Annotated in this window: 18 protein-coding genes; 12 read left to right on the top strand and 6 right to left on the bottom strand. The window is 39.9% G+C overall.

Annotation, left to right across the window (positions count from 1 at the left end; genetic code table 11):
* Positions 1 to 487 precede the first annotated feature (487 nt).
* Positions 488 to 829, top strand: a complete 342-nt coding sequence (locus QNI15_RS15455) for a hypothetical protein (RefSeq protein WP_314032458.1) — start codon at positions 488 to 490, stop codon at positions 827 to 829.
* A 420-nt stretch (positions 830 to 1249) separates the two neighbouring features.
* Here QNI15_RS15455 and QNI15_RS15450 read toward each other — a convergent pair whose 3' ends face one another.
* Positions 1250 to 2473, bottom strand: a complete 1224-nt coding sequence (locus QNI15_RS15450; RefSeq protein WP_314032456.1) for an FAD-dependent monooxygenase — start codon at positions 2471 to 2473, stop codon at positions 1250 to 1252.
* Between the two features lie 132 nt (positions 2474 to 2605).
* Here QNI15_RS15450 and QNI15_RS15445 point away from each other — a divergent pair, with 132 nt between their 5' ends.
* The 6 genes from QNI15_RS15445 to QNI15_RS15420 all read left to right on the top strand — a co-directional run bounded on the left by QNI15_RS15445 (position 2606) and on the right by QNI15_RS15420 (position 8903).
* Positions 2606 to 3280, top strand: a complete 675-nt coding sequence (locus QNI15_RS15445) for a MarR family winged helix-turn-helix transcriptional regulator (protein WP_314003121.1) — start codon at positions 2606 to 2608, stop codon at positions 3278 to 3280.
* A 170-nt stretch (positions 3281 to 3450) separates the two neighbouring features.
* Entirely contained in the window at positions 3451 to 4341 is an 891-nt protein-coding gene (locus QNI15_RS15440) for an SDR family oxidoreductase (protein WP_314032455.1), read from the top strand.
* Between the two features lie 12 nt (positions 4342 to 4353).
* The gene (locus QNI15_RS15435; RefSeq protein ID WP_314032454.1) at positions 4354 to 5271 is read left to right on the top strand and encodes a helix-turn-helix domain-containing protein; all 918 of its coding nucleotides are present in this window, start codon (positions 4354 to 4356) and stop codon (positions 5269 to 5271) included.
* Between the two features lie 449 nt (positions 5272 to 5720).
* A complete protein-coding gene (locus QNI15_RS15430) occupies positions 5721 to 6938 on the top strand; it encodes a hypothetical protein (protein WP_314032453.1) in 1218 nt (405 codons plus the stop codon).
* A 286-nt stretch (positions 6939 to 7224) separates the two neighbouring features.
* Positions 7225 to 8268 carry a proline iminopeptidase-family hydrolase gene (locus QNI15_RS15425; RefSeq protein WP_314032451.1) on the top strand — a complete coding sequence of 348 codons (1044 nt, stop codon included), beginning with the start codon at positions 7225 to 7227 and terminating at the stop codon, positions 8266 to 8268.
* A 98-nt stretch (positions 8269 to 8366) separates the two neighbouring features.
* Positions 8367 to 8903 (top strand): glycosyl-4,4'-diaponeurosporenoate acyltransferase CrtO family protein, encoded by a 537-nt coding sequence (locus tag QNI15_RS15420; RefSeq protein ID WP_314032449.1) that lies wholly within the window; start codon positions 8367 to 8369, stop codon positions 8901 to 8903.
* 283 nt (positions 8904 to 9186) lie between these two features.
* Here QNI15_RS15420 and QNI15_RS15415 read toward each other — a convergent pair whose 3' ends face one another.
* Positions 9187 to 9765 (bottom strand): redoxin domain-containing protein, encoded by a 579-nt coding sequence (locus QNI15_RS15415; protein ID WP_314003132.1) that lies wholly within the window; start codon positions 9763 to 9765, stop codon positions 9187 to 9189.
* Between the two features lie 466 nt (positions 9766 to 10231).
* On the opposite strand from QNI15_RS15415, the gene QNI15_RS15410 reads away from it, so the two are divergent.
* From QNI15_RS15410 to QNI15_RS15395, 4 genes are read left to right on the top strand one after another with little or no spacing between them, the layout of a single operon-like run.
* A complete protein-coding gene (locus tag QNI15_RS15410; RefSeq protein ID WP_314003134.1) occupies positions 10232 to 10804 on the top strand; it encodes a hypothetical protein in 573 nt (190 codons plus the stop codon).
* 52 nt (positions 10805 to 10856) lie between these two features.
* On the top strand, positions 10857 to 11309 hold the full coding sequence (locus QNI15_RS15405; RefSeq protein WP_313978132.1) for a chromate resistance protein ChrB domain-containing protein: 453 nt from the start codon (positions 10857 to 10859) through the stop codon (positions 11307 to 11309).
* Positions 11291 to 12487 carry a chromate transporter gene (locus QNI15_RS15400; protein ID WP_314032447.1) on the top strand — a complete coding sequence of 399 codons (1197 nt, stop codon included), beginning with the start codon at positions 11291 to 11293 and terminating at the stop codon, positions 12485 to 12487. Before QNI15_RS15405 ends, QNI15_RS15400 begins: the two co-directional genes overlap by 19 nt.
* A 60-nt stretch (positions 12488 to 12547) precedes the next feature.
* On the top strand, positions 12548 to 13519 hold the full coding sequence (locus tag QNI15_RS15395; RefSeq protein ID WP_314032446.1) for a DUF1259 domain-containing protein: 972 nt from the start codon (positions 12548 to 12550) through the stop codon (positions 13517 to 13519).
* Here QNI15_RS15395 and QNI15_RS15390 read toward each other — a convergent pair.
* From QNI15_RS15390 to QNI15_RS15380, 3 genes are all read right to left on the bottom strand, one after another.
* Positions 13499 to 13696, bottom strand: a complete 198-nt coding sequence (locus QNI15_RS15390; protein WP_314032445.1) for a hypothetical protein — start codon at positions 13694 to 13696, stop codon at positions 13499 to 13501. The two genes, QNI15_RS15395 and QNI15_RS15390, sit on opposite strands and share 21 nt — an antisense overlap.
* Positions 13697 to 13879: 183 nt before the next feature.
* Positions 13880 to 14593 (bottom strand): response regulator transcription factor, encoded by a 714-nt coding sequence (locus QNI15_RS15385; RefSeq protein ID WP_314032444.1) that lies wholly within the window; start codon positions 14591 to 14593, stop codon positions 13880 to 13882.
* Positions 14586 to 15857 carry a sensor histidine kinase gene (locus QNI15_RS15380; protein ID WP_314032442.1) on the bottom strand — a complete coding sequence of 424 codons (1272 nt, stop codon included), beginning with the start codon at positions 15855 to 15857 and terminating at the stop codon, positions 14586 to 14588. Before QNI15_RS15380 ends, QNI15_RS15385 begins: the two co-directional genes overlap by 8 nt.
* A 232-nt stretch (positions 15858 to 16089) precedes the next feature.
* Here QNI15_RS15380 and QNI15_RS15375 point away from each other — a divergent pair, with 232 nt between their 5' ends.
* Positions 16090 to 16782 (top strand): energy transducer TonB family protein, encoded by a 693-nt coding sequence (locus QNI15_RS15375; protein ID WP_314032440.1) that lies wholly within the window; start codon positions 16090 to 16092, stop codon positions 16780 to 16782.
* 78 nt (positions 16783 to 16860) lie between these two features.
* Here the strand turns inward: QNI15_RS15375 and QNI15_RS15370 are convergent, their stop codons facing one another.
* Positions 16861 to 18378: a T9SS type A sorting domain-containing protein gene (locus tag QNI15_RS15370; protein ID WP_314032438.1), complete on the bottom strand. Its 1518-nt coding sequence runs from the start codon at positions 18376 to 18378 to the stop codon at positions 16861 to 16863.
* Positions 18379 to 18673 lie beyond the last annotated feature (295 nt).

Below are 18673 nucleotides of genomic sequence, written 5' to 3'. Positions count from 1 at the left end.
TGTAGGTTATTACCAATCTAAACGGGAAATAAGCATGGATCGCTTAGAAAAAGTACCTGCCAGTAAAATATAAAAAGGCAATCTCAGAGAGCCTGCCTTTTTTGTGTTAACCACTGAGCATAGAAAATGTATCTGTAACCCATTGCGAAATAGTATTAAAATAGCATGCCTGCTATATAGCAATACCTGTTAACATTATTTTCTACGATATAAAAGAAAGTGTGAATGACTGTATTAGCTGCCAATACAGTCAGCATAAGCGAGAAGTGTATTATGGAGTATATAGCTGGAATACAGACAAATACACTATCAAATGGCATTATTTTTTTACCTGGTATTAGCCTAAGGTTAGAGGTTAGAAATTTAGGTTAAGTAAAGGGTAATGTGGAAAGTCAGGCAAATACCTATGTGTCTGACTTTTTTTTGACTCACCCACCTACCTCTCTATACAGTATATTCCTTTATACATACAAAACAACCAAAATATATGCATACAGCTCCTACCCCTGTTTCGGCTTCGGAAAATCAGAAGGCATTAGTAGCAATTCTCGAAGAAATAGAAAAGTTAACTCCCTGTATAGCAGAAGATCATATACCTGTCAGGCTGCGGTCACTTATATGGGCTGCATGTGAAACTATCAAAGGATGTGTGGTGGCTCCAGATCAGTCGCTGACTCAGTTGGTACGTAAACGATTACTGACCAGTCTGGAAAGTGCACACGCTGTAATGGAGGCCTACCATTCCTGTGAGCAGAGACAGATAGAAGATCTAATCAGAATCAGTTCAGATGTATATCTGTCAATTGATATGTATCGACGCACTATGTAACGATGCCAAAAGAAAAGCATGTCAACTCCTTGACACGCTTTTCAATCTTAACCAGTGCTAAAGCAACATAAACCACTGTATATCAGAAAAAAGCATGCCTGATACTGGCTATATTTTTTCTAGTTTATTTCTTCCACATATTTTTATACTACCGTTCCTGGCCTAACGGTTCATGTTCGGGAATGCCTGACTGTGAAAGCCGGGCGGAGACAAAAAACTGTCCAGCATAACAAAGAGAACTTCGTCGGCTTTCTCTGAAGAAAGGACGCAGTATAGTTCCATTCTGATGTTTCGCTTAGGAGTTAGCGAAAGAACAATGTAAGTGACGATAAACCAATTCAACTAAAAAGATTGCTTAAAAGTTAATCAGAGCCTATACTCTTTTAAAAAACACAGACTCTGATTTTGTAAAACAAACTCTCATCCCAAATTCGGAATAAATCCTGTTGTATAGTCAGGCAAAGGATAGCCTTTGAGCAGATCCTGTTCCGAGGAGTCTGAATTACTGAACACACTCGCAATCTTTTGCACAATATTGCTGGCCATCAATCCTGCCACGATGTTGACTATCCGTACACCAAAGGCTGTTTTTGGATAGGCTAACCTGGGTATTCCAGGAGGTAGCTTCTGAACCGATTCAACATAAGGTCGCATGAGTTGTTCGTAACGGGCAAATCCTTCTTTGTAGTTTGGTTGGGAGGCTAGCTCTCCAGCCAGAATATACGCACCTACAAAAGCCAGCGTAGTACCTTTGCCTGTAATGGGTGCAGGACAGTAAGCGGCATCTCCTACCATGGCAAACCGACCTACTGACCACCGGGGAGCTTTTATCTGGCCAACGCCATCAAAGTAAATATCTTCGCTTTTTTCTACCTCTTTGGCTAAACGATCTGCTTCCCAGCCCGCACCTGCCAGCCTCTGGAGAAGAATAGACTTTCTGTTTTTTCTATCCAGCTTCTCATACTCTTCCTCTGATAAGAGGAAGTTAATTGAGGCACGGGTGGTTCCCTCGTTGTCTGGCCTGAGTAATAGCATTCTGGAATCATCGGCTGTATACCAGCGAGCCCAGTTAGAATCCGTTTCCGATTTGTCAATGGTCAGGTAGGCAGTACATAAGCCCAGGTAATGAAAGACAGGTTCGTTGCCAAAGATCAGATTCCGGGTTTTTGAACGAATACCATCTGCAGCAATGACCAGGTCAAACTCTTCTCTGTAACCACTGGCAAACGTAACATTCGCCTTTCTATCATCCTGAGCCAACTGGCTGATCTGGTCATTGAACCGATACGCTACATGGTGGCGGGTTTTCTCGTAGAGAATCTGAACCAGATCTCCTCTGACTATTTCCAGCTCCTGGGTCAGGCTACTGGCTCCTTCTCTGGGAAAACTAGCTTTAACCTGATTGTGTTTGTCTACCCACTGGGTACCAATTTCACCTGTATTGGCTGCCTGTATTGCCTGTTCAATGCCCATCAGGCGGGCAATCTTGCGGGCAGGTCCATTCACATCAATGTTTTGTCCACCGAGTCGAGCGGATGGTGCCTTTTCAACAATGGTTACTTCAAAACCATATGTATGTAGCCAATAGGCGAGAACAGGGCCTGCAATACTTGCCCCGGATATGAGAACTTTTTGCTTTTCCATTTTTTTTGTACACTTGATTTGAATTAGAACTTTCGTTTAGGATTGATAAACATCTGTGTGATGTTGTAAGTAATACATAAACAACGATATTGTAATTTTGTTTAATAAAAAAATACGAAAACGTAGTAAATTATGAATAGACCATCAGCTGTTCCTATGTTGATTGAGTGGGAACGCTTTACAGAAGAAAATCCTCAGGGGGACATTAGAGAGTTTGCCAGCTGGTTGTTAACGCATACAGACCCATTACGAAAAGACCCCTTTCGAAAAGATCTGCCAGCAAGAGCATCACAACTACTACAGGATGAACCAGTGGCTCAGGCAGAGCCATTGATGAAATCAGGAATGCGTCTATCAGAGGCGTTTCAGGAGAATGGAGATTTTTTAGCCTGGTTTTTCATGGGACGTTTAATTCGTTATGTTAAGTTTTATACCAAGGCAATGATGGCACAGCATGGGATGAGTGGACCCGATGAATTTTTGTTTCTGTCCCTGATTAATGAAATGGATCGTCCTACCAAAAAAGAAGTATGTATTGCGCATGCCAGCGAGCTGACAACAGGCATGGATATCTTACGGCGTTTACGTACACTGGGCTTGATTGAAGAACATGCAGATGAACGGGATGCCCGTTCCAAACGACTGACCCTGACTGATAAGGGACACAAAACGATAGGTGAAGTATCTATAGGCCTGGCCCAACTACAGCATAGTGTACTGGCAGATCTGGACCCGGCAAACCGGAAACATTTGATAGAAACGCTGCAGTATCTGAACAACTATCATTTTCCTTTTTTTAAGCTTTGACAAGATAATAGTAAACCCTTGTATGCAAAATCACCTGGAAAGTACATTTTTACAAAAAGGGTATACAGAATTCAAGAAATGGCTACAACAACGAGAGATTTGGCTACGTGCTTTTTTTAGTCTCAGGCCAACTTTGCAGTATCATTTACTCATAAACCAACTAGGACAAAATGAATGTGATACTCACAGGCTCATTAGGGCATATTGGAAAACCACTTACAGAAGAACTGGTCCGAAAGGGCTATACTGTTACTGTTATAAGTAGTAAACCGGAAAAGCAAAAAGACATTGAGGCTCTGGGTGCTACTGCTGCCATTGGTTCGATAGAGGATGTTCAGTTTCTCACTACTACCTTTACGGGTGCGGATGTTGTATACTGCATGATCCCTCCTAACTATTTTCACGAAGCAGACCAAACAACCTATTTTAGCAGAATCGGAACTAATTATGCGAAAGCCATCCGGCAGGCAGGCATAAAGCGTCTGATTCACCTGAGTAGTTTTGGGGCTCATCTGGACAAAGGTACCGGAATGATTCTGGGAGCCTACCAGGTAGAGACCATTCTGAATACCCTCTCAGATGTAGCCATCACCCATATGCGGCCTACCTACTTTTATTACAATTTATATGGATTTCTGGATAGGATCAAAACAACCGGTATGATAGCAGCAAATTATGGCGGAGACGATACCATTGTATTGGTTTCACCAACAGATATCGCTATGGCAATTTCGGAAGAAATCCAGACACAAGCCACCCACCGAAAGATTCGTTATGTTGCCAGCGACCACTGCACAGGAAATGAAATTGCTTCCGTCCTTGGCAGTGCAATTGGAAAACCTGACTTACAATGGCACATTATTACAGATCAGCAAATGCAAGAGGGATTGGAAACGGCTGGTATTCCTAAAGAAACCGCAGCTACACTAGTTGAAATGTATGCCTGCCTTCGTAGCGGAGCCCTGGCTGAGGATTACTATCTGAAACAACCTGCCACATTGGGAAAAGTGAAGCTGACTGACTTTGCCAAAGAATTTGCAGATGTCTTTAACCAGAAATAGCTATATTGAATTATGACTGACGGACATTTTCATCAAATCAGAACTACCAGTGACTATCATACGTTTCGGCAACTTGCCAAGCCACAACATCCCCTTATCAGTGTGATTAATGTGGAGGATATTCGCAATTTGCCTGTTGGAGAGGCTGCTACGCTGGTTATGGACTTATATTGCATTGCCCTGAAACGCAACTTTAAAGGCAAGATAAAATATGGCCAGCAGAAGTATGATTTTGATGAGGGAGTTCTGTTTTTTATGAGTCCTGGTCAGGTATTATCTATCGAAGCCACCGAAGAAGTATTCCATTCAGGGTGGATGTTACTTATCCATCCTGACTTTTTATGGAACACACCTCTAGCCAATACCATCAAACAATATGAGTACTTTTCCTATTCAGTACACGAAGCCTTGTTTCTTTCTGAAAAAGAAGAGACAGTCATCACAGAGATTATCCAGCAGATTGAACAGGTATACCAGGCTCCTATAGATAAATTCAGCCAACCGATTATGATAGCTCACCTGGAAGTGTTGCTTTCGTATGCGGATCGGTTTTATCATCGTCAGTTTATTACCCGTAAAATCACTAATCACCAGATTCTGAACCGCCTGGATACACTTTTGACGAATTACTTCAATAGTGATGATTTGATTATCAAAGGATTACCAACTGTTCAGTTTGTTGCCGAATCGTTGAATGTATCACCTAACTACCTAAGCGTATTGCTCAATTTATTGACAGGGCAAAGTACCCAACACCACATTCATGATAAATTAATTGAAAAAGCGAAAGAGAAATTATCCACTACGGATCTTTCTGTCAGCGAAATTGCCTATGCCTTAGGCTTTGAACACCCGCAATCGTTTAGTAAGTTGTTTAAGAATAAAACCAACTGCTCTCCTCTCGAATTCAGGCATTCCTTTCCCAACTAAATTTTCTTATAGTATCTCTTTCGATCTGGGTTAGAAGTCTTATTCGATCACGACGACTTCCTCTATGCCTTATTTCTTTCCTGATCCAATCATACAATGGTATCAAACATTCTATTAATGATATAGCTATCATTGCCATGATACCATGCTTGTTCCAAAGCTTTTAATGGAATCCAACCTCTCGGGCCTGAGCCATAAGTAAACTATATCATACCTTATTTCTATCCAGTTACTACACATTCCTACATACGAGAAATCTGTTATGACACTGCACCTTTCATCATTTGTTATATTTTATGACCAAATAGTTATATACTTAAGAGTCCGTAATGAAGAGCTTTGTCGTAAATGGTGGCACTTTTCCATTGGGTCTCTCTATCCCAATGGCCACCATACAGTCAACTTTTATTTATTTTTTATTCACTTAGTTAAACCTTCCCTTACTACGTATGAAAAAAAAGCTACTGAGCGCATGGGTGCTCGTTCTTTTGCTCTCCGGTTGTGCAAAAGAAAAAGATGGTGCGATTCAACCTATAGAAAAGGTTACTGCACAGGCTACAGCTACTATTGATGCAGCAACACCACAACAAACCATTAGAGGATTTGGGGGTGCCAGTATTCGTGGCTGGATTGCGGATCTGACAACGGATCAGCGAACAAAAGCTTTTTCACCAACCAATGGAATCGGAATGAGTATTCTTCGGGTCCGGATTCCGTATAACAGTGCTGATTTTGCCGCCGAAAAACCGACCATTGATGCAGCCAAATCATTTGGAGCCACGGTAATCGCATCGGCCTGGACCGCTCCGGCGTCTATGAAAGACAATAATAATTTGGTGGGAGGTAAACTCAAAACAGATTCTTATGCATCGTATGCGTCACATTTGCGGGCATTTAATACAGCTGTTGGTGGAGTGTATGCCATTAGCCCTATTAATGAACCCAATATTACCGTTAGCTATGAATCGATGAAAATGACTGCAACGGAGGTTGCCAGCTTCGTGGCTGCCCAGGGCGAGAATTGTGGGGCACCAATTATGGCACCAGAGCCTTTCAATATGGACCAGACGTATATCAATACCTATTTGAGCAATGCGACAGCAAAAGCCAAAACAGCTTTTGTGTGTGGACATATTTACGGCCGCACACCGTATAACTTAGGTAACATCGGCAAGTCGGTTTGGATGACTGAACATTACACCAATTCATCCATCAGTGGAAATGACTGGAATAACGCCATGAATGCGGCCAAAGAAATCCACGATTGTATGAATGCCGGCTGGGCAGCCTATGTATGGTGGTATATTCGCAGATCATATGGCCCCATCGATGAGAATAGCAATGTTACTAAACTGGGATATGTAATGGCACACTGGGCCAAATGGGTGCGGCCTGGATTTAGTAAAATTTCGTGTACGTCCAATCCTACTTCCGGAATCTTTGTAACTGCCTATAAGAACGGTTCACGGATTGTCATTGTGGCTATTAATCAGAATTCATCTGCTACCAATCAGGCATTCAGTCTCAGTGGGGCAACAGTAAGCAGTTTCAGTCGCTACCAAACAACAAGTTCTGCCAATCTGGTTTCCAGTAGCCTTTCTGTTTCAGGCAACAGTTTCAATCTTACTCTGCCAGCCTCCAGTATTACTACCCTGATAGCCAATTAAAAGCTTCTGATTGGGTTGAGGACTCTAACCAGTTAGCTTGAGAATAGTAGCTTGAGAGTAGGAATGACAAGAACATTGAGTAATATCTTCTTTGCCACCTATTTTCAAACTACTATTCTTATATGATTTTGTTGAGTAATACCAGAAAGTGTAGTGAATAGGAAGTATAACGATAGAAGAATTTATAAAAAACCTTTGTGTTTTCTCAAATAAGTACGATAAATTAAGGTTTTTCACAAGCTCTCACTTCGTAAAGCGGTAAACTTATACACCTACTTTCAAGATAATGAAATCTTTCTGTTTGATTTTGACTTTACAGATTTTCTGTCTGTTCGTAAAAGCTCAGATACCTAAAGACAGTACTTACCATGCCAAAATTTCCTCACCAGATGTTAACATGATTTCTGTGTACAAAGGGAAATACAAAGTATTTACCCAGAAAGTCGGAACAGGAAGTATCAAACTGCTTTTACTACATGGCGGTCCGGGACAATCTCATGAGTACTTTGAGAACTTTCCTGAAAACCTGAAAAATCAGAACGTTACGATCTATTATTATGACCAGTTAGGATCGTATTATTCAGATAATCCAGATGATTCGACAGTATGGAATGTGAACCGGTTTGTGGAGGAAATAGAAGAAGTACGAAAAGGATTGAAACTGGATAAGTTTTACTTGCTGGGCCATTCCTGGGGAGGAATGCTTGCAGAATTGTATGCCGCAAAATATGGACAACATTTAAAAGGAGTTATTTTATCTAATGTACCAGGATTTTTTTCAAAAGATCTCTCTACATTAAACTCGATAATCGACAGTATTGACCAGACTGTTCGATACCGAACTACATTACTACCCAAATTTTCTGCGAACAAACCTCAGATAGACTCCATCAGTAAAGGACTTGCACTGGCTGACCAAACAATATCTCTCAAACTCACTGAGCAATTCAACAAAGCAAATGATAGTATCTTTGGAAAAACAATGTACTACCATAAAGCAGGCAAAATGCCAGAGCCTTTGCGAAGAAGTATGAGACATGCTGAAAATAAGGGTATGGACACCTATCATTTTAATCCCTTTGGTGCAAATTATAAGCAAGCCCTTGAAAAAAATAAAGTACCAACTTTTCTTCTGGGAGGCCAAAATGACTTTTTACATCCTGAATATTATGATAGCCTGAAAAAGGTAATGAAAAATACGAAGGTAAAAGTATATATATGTCCAAATGGAGCACACTTTCCGATGTGGGATGATACAGACAACTACTTCAGGGAGTTAAACCATTTCCTGAAGGATGTAGAGACAGGTTCCTTTATTCCAAAGAGTTGATTTTTTTAACAGTTTTTCCTATCCAATAACAAAACCGCTATAAAACTTCCCTATAGTTACGCGTTGTGGTACATAGTACAACCCCAATAAATTTATCAATGCAAAGAGTCTTAATTTTAACTTTTATTCCAATAATTGCGATTGTCTTACTTGGTGCCCTGGTTCATTATATTGGAGTACAAGGCTTTTTATTTGCGTGGATTCTTAATTTTATGTTGATGGCATGTGTCCTTGCTTTCACAGAAACTCTAAAAAGCCCACTTACCTCTCCTTACTATAACGATAAAGCATGGGAACACAGAGGAAAAATATATGAGTCTTTTGGGGTAAATTTTTTCAGAAAATTATTGCGTTGGGTTGGCTGGGAAAAACTAAATAAAAAATCTAATCCAATAGAAAAAAATACTAAAACTTTGATGCAACTGCATTACCGAACCAAACAATCTGAATTAGGGCATAGCATTATTTTTGGTATAGTTCTAGGGTTCACTATTTTCGTAGCAGTCAAATTTGGAGTTTTCAAATCTGTATGGTTGTTCATACTCAATATCTTACTAAATCTATATCCTATTTTGCTCCAACGATACAATCGACCACGAATAGAAAGAGCTATCGTTTTAAGTAAACGCAATTAAAGATGCTTACTCTACATCTGTCTGACAGTATGACTTCAGTTTTAAAGTTCACTTCTCCAGGTAAAATTTAATATATCCAACTAAATCAGAGAGACTTGTTTAGGTATAAACGCTATTCTAAGTGAGCATGGAAACAATGAAAATTAAAAGCCGCTCCTGTGAAAAATCGGCTTTCCTATGATATATGGTGATGATGGATTTACTTTTAGATAGATGAGATTGAAACAATATCTTCGTTTCTTCTGCTTCTGGGCTTAGGCAGAGAGAGAAGTGCTCAACCCTGCTAGTAAGCCAGTTGTTCTGCTTCAACAAACTCCTTTATTTTTCGCACATCCAGACGATCCGTCAGCCGTTCAGAATAATAGACTTCTTTGATAGTCAAATCTTCTGCGATCAGAAATTCAGCAGGCATGGTAGAAAAAGACTCTCCACTGGCCATCATGTGTGTAGGTAATCCTTTGGAGACAGCATCAAAGGCTGTTTGGGCAAAAGTGGCAATATGACTCATGGTTGACTTATACAGTGACTCTTCCAGTCCATAAGAAGCATACCATTTCTTTTCCGGATCAGCTATCAAAGGAATAGGAGATACCTCCTGATGAAAACTGCTTTGCAACAACACTTTTTCTGTAGACTCAAAGAAAAAGATCATTTCAAGTCCCTTGGGATGTAGCTCATTATATACTTTTAGCAGTTTGTGTACACGAATATTACAAAACGGACAACCCGCATGGCGGAAAAATCCTATCAGAATCTTTTTATCACGATAGGTTTCTAAATTAATCTGACGATCAAAAATATCTTTTACGCTAAAAACAGGAGCTTTTAGTTCACGTTGTAACTTACTATTGACGAATTGCATAGTTTGGGTGGGCTTTGAAGTATTCTATCTTGCTTTTCTAAAACATACGATTACAACTATCAAATGGATTTACTAAAGATTGTACGTAATCTTTGTTAGTATGTGTTATTTCCTTTTATAGTAAATACGATAAGCAATCTATAAGTACTCCTGGCTTTCGTCTTCATCTAAAGTATCTATCAGGCAATTCCAGAGCATACCATTGAGTAGTTTGGTCTGTTTAAAAATGGATGCTATTTCCTGTTAAAGAAAAGATGGTAGACATTTGACAGTCTACATACTGAAGATTTTACCTTTCTATCAAGCAAATTCAGTTCTATCTACCTATTGAATAAGCCCTTTTATTGAAAATAATTCACACAAAAAGGTAAAAAGGATTCTAAACGTAAATTCTGTTCTATACTGCCCGGTAAATACTTCTTAGCATTGTAGTAATTAGTCAATTACATAAAATTATCCTCTTACTATGCTTCTTTTTACTGGAAAATCGTCTCTAAGTACCTTCTATTTTTATCTCAACAAAGCGATATTTACCCGCTTGGTTTTTCTATTAACGAGCGTCTTCTTTACCTGCTCCTCTGTATGGGCGCAGAGTGAGCCTGTTGCACCCGCCTATCCCAAAGTAATGATGTATATGGGTGTTCTACATCCTCTTGTTACATTCAGTGATCAGGAAACAGTTACCAACTTTGACACCTATTATGTAGTTGGGTTTCCAACTGGTGTTAATCTTTGGAAAAGCAGTAAAATAGGCTTCTCAATAGAGGTAGTTCCATTGATCCGTGCAGACAAAGAAGGTAGCAAAATGAACAACCTGCTTTTTCATCCTGGTGTGCTGGTAGGTCTGGGAAAAGGATTTACGTTTGCCGGACGTGCTGCTTTTGAAACATCCGGACGCTATGGTTTTACGCCTGTACTCAACAAGGTTTTTAAAACTCGTAGCGGAAGCTATTTTATAGCGATGCCTCTGCCTGTTCGGTTTGGAAATAACCATTCTGCCACGTTTACCATCGGATTGCAGTTTGGAGTGGTTATCTGACAAGACAGGATAGTAGTACTATGATTGAACCTAACTGCTAACTATCATATCGATGAAATGGATCACCCGTGAACGTCCAAAAATAGATCGAATCGCCTGTCCCTGGCTGATTAAAAACTTTATTGATCCCCATGCAGAGTTTATTTATGTACCCAAAGAGCAGGTATTTGCTTCCGCGAAGCAGCTGGATGCTATTCCGTATGATATACCAGGTGCAGAATATTCACATTATGGAGATCAGTGCAGTTTCGATTATTTTATCGAGAAACATCAACTCACCGATCCGGCTTTACTCCGCCTAGCTCCCATTGTTCGGGCTGCGGATACTGACCATTTTGATCTTGTACCACAGGCAGCAGGCTTATGGGCCATTTCTGCTGGCCTGTCTGTTTTATATACAGATGATTATGAGCAGTTGTCTATTGGAATGAAAATATACGATGCCTTATATGCCTGGTCTACACATGCTTTACACGAAACACACACATGGAATCCCAAACTATAACTCCCTCCGTTCATGTACCATCTTATAGTCTGAAAGATATTGTATGGTACTTTCTTAAACTCGGGACACTCGGCTTTGGCGGCCCTGTGGCCCTGGTAGGATACATGCACCGCGACTTGGTAGAAAAACGTCAGTGGATCTCAGAAGAAGAATACCGGGAAGGCCTGGCTCTGGCGCAACTAGCTCCAGGCCCTTTGGCAGCCCAGTTAGGTATTTATATGGGGTTTGTTCATTATGGGGTGCTGGGCGCTACCTTAGCCGGATTGGCCTTTGTACTTCCTTCATTTGTCATGGTAGTACTGCTTGGAATGGCTTACCGGATGTATGAAGGGTTAAGCTGGATGCAGGCGGTTTTCTATGGGGTAGGGTCTGCTGTAATTGGGATTATTTCCTTCAGTGCCTATAAGCTTACCATAAAGTCGGTGGGAAAACTTACGAAAGAGTCTATTCAGACCAACTGGCTATTGTGGCTGTTTTTCGTTTCTATGGCAGTGGTCACAGTAATTACAGAACGGGAAGAGGTTTGGCTGTTTGTAGGATTGGGCATTGTTTATATGCTGGTAAAAGCTCCTCCAGCCTGGATCAAACGCAAGAAAGGAAGCTTGTCTTTTATGTTGCTGACCAGCATTGGATTCTGGGAATATAAACCTGATACACTCTGGCAGATTGGTCTTTTCTTTACTAAAGCGGGAGCCTTTGTTTTTGGTAGCGGCCTGGCTATTATTCCATTCCTGCAAACAGGCGTAGTGAATGAATATCATTGGCTAAATGAAAAACAGTTTTTGGATGCTGTAGCAGTCGCTATGATTACACCAGGTCCTGTAGTCATTACGGTAGGTTTTATTGGGTATCTTGTGGCAGGTTTTCCGGGTGCCTGTGTAGCTGCTCTTGGAGTTTTCCTGCCTTGTTATGTATTTACTGTTTTACCAGCACCGTATTTCAAAAAGATCGCTAAAAATGTAAGTATCAAGGCTTTTGTGGACGGTATCACAGCTGCTGTAGTAGGAGCTTTATTCGGTGCTGTTATCGTTATTGCTATGCGGTCTGTAACCGATATTCCGTCTGCTTTGATTGCAGTTGCAACCGTTCTGACATTGATCTATGTAAAGAAACTTTCCGAACCCTATCTTATTCTGATTGCGGCTGTTGTAGGATTGATGTTAAAATTATTGCTGTAAGCTTAGCCTGTTTTCTGTTATCAGACGTAAAATGTTCATACATCCCTTACTCCTTTCTAGATGAAACGAAGAAACTTTTTGCAAACTGCCCTGCTTAGCAGTACTACACCCCTTCTGGCAATAGCTAGCCAACAAACCAATGAAAATATCGTTTTTGCTTCTACTCCTATTTCAGAAGTAGAAATGGCGGCTATTGATAAAGCATTAGGCAAAAAAGGAACCTACAATCAGACCCAGGCTGTGTATACAGTGGCATTACCCAGAAATGATCTGAAGGTTACCATAAAAGGACAACCTGTTCCTATTTCCTTTGGATTTGGAGGCTGGGTCTCTTTTAAGAAAACCATCGACGGCAAACAGACTGTCATGATGAGCGACACAGTATTACTACAGGAAGAAGTGAATCCGCTTATCTCTGCCACAAATGCCAGCGGATTGGAAATCAGTGCTATTCACAATCATTTCTTTTATGAAGAGCCTCGTGTTTTTTATATGCATTTGCATGGTATGGGAACAGCAGAAGAACTGGCAACCAAATTTGCAGCAGCTATTGGACAGACCAAACTCTTTCCTGCGAATCAACCTGTTCCTTCTGCAGGTGGAGGCAATACAGCCAAAGAAATTTTTGACTTGCCCGCTTTAGATGCCATTGTAAAATATACTGGAGTTGTAAACGGACCAACCTATAAGTACACTGTAGGAAGAGAGGATGTAAAGATTACTGCCATGGGAGCTGAAATGACGGCAGCTATCGGACTCAATTCCTGGGCATCCTTTGCTGGGACCAAAGAACAGGCACACATCGCAGGAGATATTGCCATGCTGGAAAACGAAGTAAATACAGTAGTGAAAACGTTGCGCGAACACAATCTGGAAGTAGTAGCCTTACATCATCATATGTTGGGAGAAAATCCCCGAACGATTTTCCTGCATTATTATGGACAAGGACCCGCAACGACACTGGCTCAGGGCTTTCGTGCAGCATTAGATATATTGGGCAAAGGTAAAAAGTCAGGACATAGTATGCATTAGTGTGTTTCTTCCGGAATAATCAGAGTGTTGAAGTTCAATCCAGTCATAGACATGTATTGCCACTTCCCAGCCTAATTCGCCACAAATATAGTGTGAACGATTAGCAAACTGACGATATTCTATATCTGCGGAACCTGAGATTATTTTGCTTTCCTGGTAAAAATAAAAGGCAGTCATTAACAAAATGGCTGCCTTTTATTTTGTTCTACAAGCTTGTTCTTGACTAAGCGGATAATGCACTACTGTAGCTATTGCAGTTCTATCTACACTATTGTGTAGTTTATTACAGTCGATTCTTTGATATCAATGTTATACATAGTTTAACATCCTACTACTTAACTTTGGCATTCGGTTCTACACCTATTGTTCTATCTGCTTTGGAGGAACGTTAAAAATAAAACCCACTTTAAAAACATTTTCAATGCTTATATCAGGGTCTTCTTTGAGGTATTTCCTTATTTTGGTAATAAAAACATCCAGGCTCCTGCCCAAAAAATAATCATTTTCTCCCCAGAGATCTTTGAGCATTTCTTCTCTCTTTATGACCCTATTCCTACGGATGGCAATATAGTTGAGAATGTCACTTTCCTTTTCTGTGATTCGTTTTGTGCTGGCACCTATTGTTAAGGATTGGTTTGAGACATTGAATATGTATTTTCCTAAGGAGATAACTTCTGATTTGTCTTCACCCGCGCTCTCAGGAATCCTTCGGATAACCGCTTTGATTTTCCACAGTAACTCTTCTTCATCAAAGGGTTTTGTGATATAATCATCAGCCCCTAAATCATAGCCCTTTAATTTATCTTCTTTTAACGACCTGGCTGTGATAAAAATGACAGGAATCTTTTTATCCTTGGTTCTGATCTCTTTTGCCAGCGAAAATCCATCACGGTAAGGCATCATTACATCCAGTAAACACAGATCAAAGGAATGGGAATGGAAGGCCTTTAAAGCCAACTCTCCATCTTTACAAAGCTTTACATCAAAACCTTCTGTCTCCAGGTAATCCATCAAAAGGACACCCAGGTTAAGATCATCTTCGGCCAGTAATATTCTAAGCTTATCTTTAGACATAGGGTAATCTGATGATAAATGTAGTTCCTTTCCCCTTTTCGCTCTCCAGTGCAATAATACCTTTATGTAACTCAACTATCTTTTTGATGTAGGCCAATCCAAGCCCAAACCCTTTTACAGTGTGTATATCTCCGGTTGGCACCCTGAAGAATTTATCAAATATCTTTTTGTGGTATTTCTTTTCTATACCTATGCCCTTATCAGAAACGGCAATGAGTATATGCTGACCGATGTTTGAGGTCTGAACAGATAGTTCAGGTTTCTCTCCGGAATATTTGATCGCATTGTCAATCAGGTTGCACAGTGCATTGGTAAGATGTGTTTTGTCTCCCATAACCACACTTCTGTCTGCAACCAGATCTGTTTTCAAGTACCCATTCTGGTTCTCAACCTGTATGTTTATGTATTTTAAAGCCCCTGTAATGAGTTGATGAACATCCAGTTCGGTCTTTTGCAAAGGAATTTCTCCTCTTTCCAATGCAGTCATACTTAGCATCTGTTCTACCTGATGTCGTAGTTTTTCATTCTCTTCAAGTATGATTTCCGAATGATGTTTCATTCGCTCTTCCTGCTTATGAGTAGACGCCTTCAGGATCATTTTGCCCGCTAAGGCAATATTTGTCAAAGGGGTTTTAAATTCATGGGTCATATTATTTAAAAAGTCCGTTGTGTGCTCTGATATTTTCTTCTCATTGATCAGTGAAACAATGGTTCGCCATGACAAAACGAGCACAACAAGAATTAGTATAACAGACGTAATAAATACACTTCCCATCTCCTGCCGGATAAACTGTTCTTTTTTTGGAAAGATAAGTTTCAGCTCTACCCCATTTTTATTGGCTACAGCCTCCAGATTCTTCTTATAGCAACCCGGCTGATCAGGTTTAGCATACAGACCCTTGGAATAGAAATCATCAGGATAGAGATTATTTACAAAGCCGATATTATCTTTGAATGTAACCGTACCTGGTTTGACCTCAAAGTAGTACTCAATATGAAAGTTATAAAACTTCATATAATGGGTAAACAACGAATCTATTTTATGGATCTCACTCTTTCCTATACTAGTTTCCAGTTTCCTGCATGCTTCTTTATCAGAAGCGAGAGCTTCAACAGTGCGGGCGAGAACCATATTTGCCTTTTCGTTAAATAGCTCTTCTTTTATTTGTGCCGTTTGCACTATCCAGTTCACCTGGATAATCAGTACAACGACCAATGCCAGCGAAGAAATAGAGATAAAGAGATATGTCCGGTTCAGTTTCATAGAAGAGTAGCAGAGAAGTATTTCAAAATTAGCCATTTTCCAGCGCATATTCCCTACGTTAACAAGTCATTAACATGGCAATAACTACTCAGTAACACAAGCAGTCCTCAATCAAAACTACCTTTGTTCTATCGATCGAAGCTTAACAAAGGCTATTCACAAGTACTACACAAAACGAAGAGAGAAAATAACACATCTGGAATATAACTATTCACCTTTACGAAAACATATCATGAAAAATAGTCTCATTACCCTGCTTTTACTCCTGCTCTCAGGCGTTGTATTTTCCAACGACTTAAGCTATACAGTTCATGGAAGATACATTCGTTTCATAAAAAAAGAAAGAGTAAAGGATGCTCCTGATATGGTTTACCCTATAAGCTGGATAACCAGGAATGTTTCGGTAGAGATTACAACCCCTGATGATGGGAAACCCAGGAAAGATGTACATCCGAATGATAGTATGCGTACAGATCAAAGATATATCCCAAACTGGATAAATCTGGGGACAGATATTGTGATAGACGTTGCTAATACCTACACTAACTCAATACATAATACCTCTGCAGGCAAAGTAATTGAAATGAATCTCATGCATAGTTCATCTACAGAAGTTCCAGCAATTGAAGCACACTATGTGGGTGGCTATCAGCAGATGACTGCCTATGTAAACAGAAATGTTATGTACAGGATCTCTGAAACAGTTCTCAAACAGTTGCAATCCGTTGTGGTGGCATTTACAGTAAACGAAAAAGGGGATATAACGAATGCGAAGGTGTCTAAAACATGTGGCAAACCAGAAATAGATAAGTTACTCCTTGATACCATTACCCAGATGCCTAAATGGAAACCTGCACAAAATGCAAAAGGTATAAAAGTGAAACAGGATTTTACCTGCCGCATTGGGAAACCAACGGGATGTTAGGCATTTACTATAGCATCCCAATAAATGACTATTAAATCTAAGTGGTGAATCATTAACAGATCGTTCTGTGAATAGAAGCTATCTGTTAATGATTAGCTTTTTGGTGAACTGCTCATGTGTATTCGTCGTAATTGACATAAAATATATTCCCGAAGGTAAAGAACTCACATTGATCTCGCTTCCTATTGCCAAATACGAAACCGATTGAAGCTTTTGGCCTAACATATTGACAAGTTCAATGTTGTAATAGGATATGCAGGAATTGGCAGATCTAACCCGTACTATCTCCAAACAAGGATTAGGATATAAACTAACATTAACTGAACCTGTCTGGCAATCACCTGTAGAGGAGTCAGACGAAATTCCATTGAAATACGACTGAATAAAGTTGGGTAAACCATCTGAAGGATAGCCATCCGGATCATCATAGACTCCAGGGAAATTAAAGTTGACAATGTTAATATCACAAGCAAATCCTCTTTTGTTTGGATAGTGAATCACCGTCAACTCTGCTTTTTGCAGATCGTCAGATGACGAACGAAGGTTAATCCAGTATAACTTTCCGTCTATCCCTAATTGCATTCCTAGTTCAGTATAGGTTAAATTATCGTAAGAATATCTGCCTTCTGTTCTACCTTGGTTAATATTCGTAAATGGATTATCTTTCACTATACTTTGTCCTGAATTGATGATGCTTTGTGGAGATTCATCTGTAAGATCATACTGTCGGATAATATCATAGTTAACCTGACCATTGGCGTCAGAACCCAGACAGGCCACATAGAGTTTGGAGTTATCAGGAGAGAAGGATATGCCTCCTACAGACCGCAGTCTGCCCAAATCGATAGGATTTGATAGTTGTCCGGTTGTAGCATTAAAGTCAAATAAATCTGCGTGGTCATATTGTCCACCAAACATTGCGGCGGCTATTTTCTTCCCATTGGGAGAGGGTTTCAACTGTCCAAACCTTATTCCTCGCAAATGGATTGATCCTATGGTCTGTACAAGTGGAGTTCCAATACCCTGACTGGTAACCGGAAAAATCAGAAAGTCAGAGTTATCATAAGAATGTGTAATCAGCCAGTAATCCTTTCCATTCGAATGAGGAACGGCAGTTAGTCGAAAAACCTCTTTGGCTAAGAATGTGTTTTTGTCCATTTTTTCGATCACACCACCTCTTCCATTACGTAGACGCATATCTATCATGGTATAACGCAAATAGGTAGTGTCGGTATATGGATAATTAGGAGCATCTGTATGAAACACATAGTAACAGAACTCTCTTGCAGGTACAGGAATAATCAGGGTCTGTTGTTCGAAATCCAGCCAACGTGTAGTGCTATCTATTGGGTCACTTGGAGAGGTAATAAAGTTTCCATCAGGCATTCGCTGATGCTGAGAATCAAATATGCCTGAGCCATCTGCATACAATAGAAGTTTGCCGGATGTCTTATCTGACATAGCAGAACTTCCTAATCCAATGATACGAGCTCCATTGGTCAGTGTTTTGAAACTGTTTTTACTAAAATCAAACCCTACTTTATCGCCAAAATACCAATAGGATGCTTCCTTCTGACCCAATACTGTCAGAGACATTAAAAAAGTGAAAGGAAAAAAGAGTTTAAACATCACAATCTGTATAGTATCTCAACCATAATCTTACAAAACACCAACCAAAGAACCATAAAATACCAACAAATAAGTTTTACATATAGAAATATGCAACTTTTTGGCCGTTTTAGTCACTATTTTTTCTTCAATAAGATAGAATGCCATATCCTTCCCTAATGATTCTTGTTTGGGTTAAACACCATAGAAATTCTATCTGGAGTTAAACATGGGGTAACATATAGATGAAAACCATAAATAATAGCAATTAGCCCATTTATAG

The organism is Xanthocytophaga flava (assembly GCF_030068545.1).
Taxonomy (GTDB): domain Bacteria; phylum Bacteroidota; class Bacteroidia; order Cytophagales; family 172606-1; genus Xanthocytophaga; species Xanthocytophaga flava.
This window is presented reverse-complemented; position numbering and strand designations above follow the sequence as displayed.

What these genes read in the sequence shown, in the direction of transcription:
- QNI15_RS15370 (WP_314032438.1), bottom strand. Translation starts at nt 18,378, where the DNA reads ATGTCTCTGACAGTATTGGGTCAGAAGGAAGCATCCTATTGGTATTTT.
- QNI15_RS15405 (WP_313978132.1), top strand. Translation starts at nt 10,857, where the DNA reads ATGAAATGGATCACCCGTGAACGTCCAAAAATAGATCGAATCGCCTGT.
- QNI15_RS15440 (WP_314032455.1), top strand. Translation starts at nt 3,451, where the DNA reads ATGAATGTGATACTCACAGGCTCATTAGGGCATATTGGAAAACCACTT.
- QNI15_RS15400 (WP_314032447.1), top strand. Translation starts at nt 11,291, where the DNA reads ATGGAATCCCAAACTATAACTCCCTCCGTTCATGTACCATCTTATAGT.
- QNI15_RS15395 (WP_314032446.1), top strand. Translation starts at nt 12,548, where the DNA reads ATGAAACGAAGAAACTTTTTGCAAACTGCCCTGCTTAGCAGTACTACA.
- QNI15_RS15375 (WP_314032440.1), top strand. Translation starts at nt 16,090, where the DNA reads ATGAAAAATAGTCTCATTACCCTGCTTTTACTCCTGCTCTCAGGCGTT.
- QNI15_RS15415 (WP_314003132.1), bottom strand. Translation starts at nt 9,765, where the DNA reads ATGCAATTCGTCAATAGTAAGTTACAACGTGAACTAAAAGCTCCTGTT.
- QNI15_RS15430 (WP_314032453.1), top strand. Translation starts at nt 5,721, where the DNA reads ATGAAAAAAAAGCTACTGAGCGCATGGGTGCTCGTTCTTTTGCTCTCC.
- QNI15_RS15420 (WP_314032449.1), top strand. Translation starts at nt 8,367, where the DNA reads ATGCAAAGAGTCTTAATTTTAACTTTTATTCCAATAATTGCGATTGTC.
- QNI15_RS15435 (WP_314032454.1), top strand. Translation starts at nt 4,354, where the DNA reads ATGACTGACGGACATTTTCATCAAATCAGAACTACCAGTGACTATCAT.
- QNI15_RS15410 (WP_314003134.1), top strand. Translation starts at nt 10,232, where the DNA reads ATGCTTCTTTTTACTGGAAAATCGTCTCTAAGTACCTTCTATTTTTAT.
- QNI15_RS15425 (WP_314032451.1), top strand. Translation starts at nt 7,225, where the DNA reads ATGAAATCTTTCTGTTTGATTTTGACTTTACAGATTTTCTGTCTGTTC.
- QNI15_RS15390 (WP_314032445.1), bottom strand. Translation starts at nt 13,696, where the DNA reads ATGACTGCCTTTTATTTTTACCAGGAAAGCAAAATAATCTCAGGTTCC.
- QNI15_RS15385 (WP_314032444.1), bottom strand. Translation starts at nt 14,593, where the DNA reads ATGTCTAAAGATAAGCTTAGAATATTACTGGCCGAAGATGATCTTAAC.
- QNI15_RS15380 (WP_314032442.1), bottom strand. Translation starts at nt 15,857, where the DNA reads ATGAAACTGAACCGGACATATCTCTTTATCTCTATTTCTTCGCTGGCA.
- QNI15_RS15450 (WP_314032456.1), bottom strand. Translation starts at nt 2,473, where the DNA reads ATGGAAAAGCAAAAAGTTCTCATATCCGGGGCAAGTATTGCAGGCCCT.
- QNI15_RS15455 (WP_314032458.1), top strand. Translation starts at nt 488, where the DNA reads ATGCATACAGCTCCTACCCCTGTTTCGGCTTCGGAAAATCAGAAGGCA.
- QNI15_RS15445 (WP_314003121.1), top strand. Translation starts at nt 2,606, where the DNA reads ATGAATAGACCATCAGCTGTTCCTATGTTGATTGAGTGGGAACGCTTT.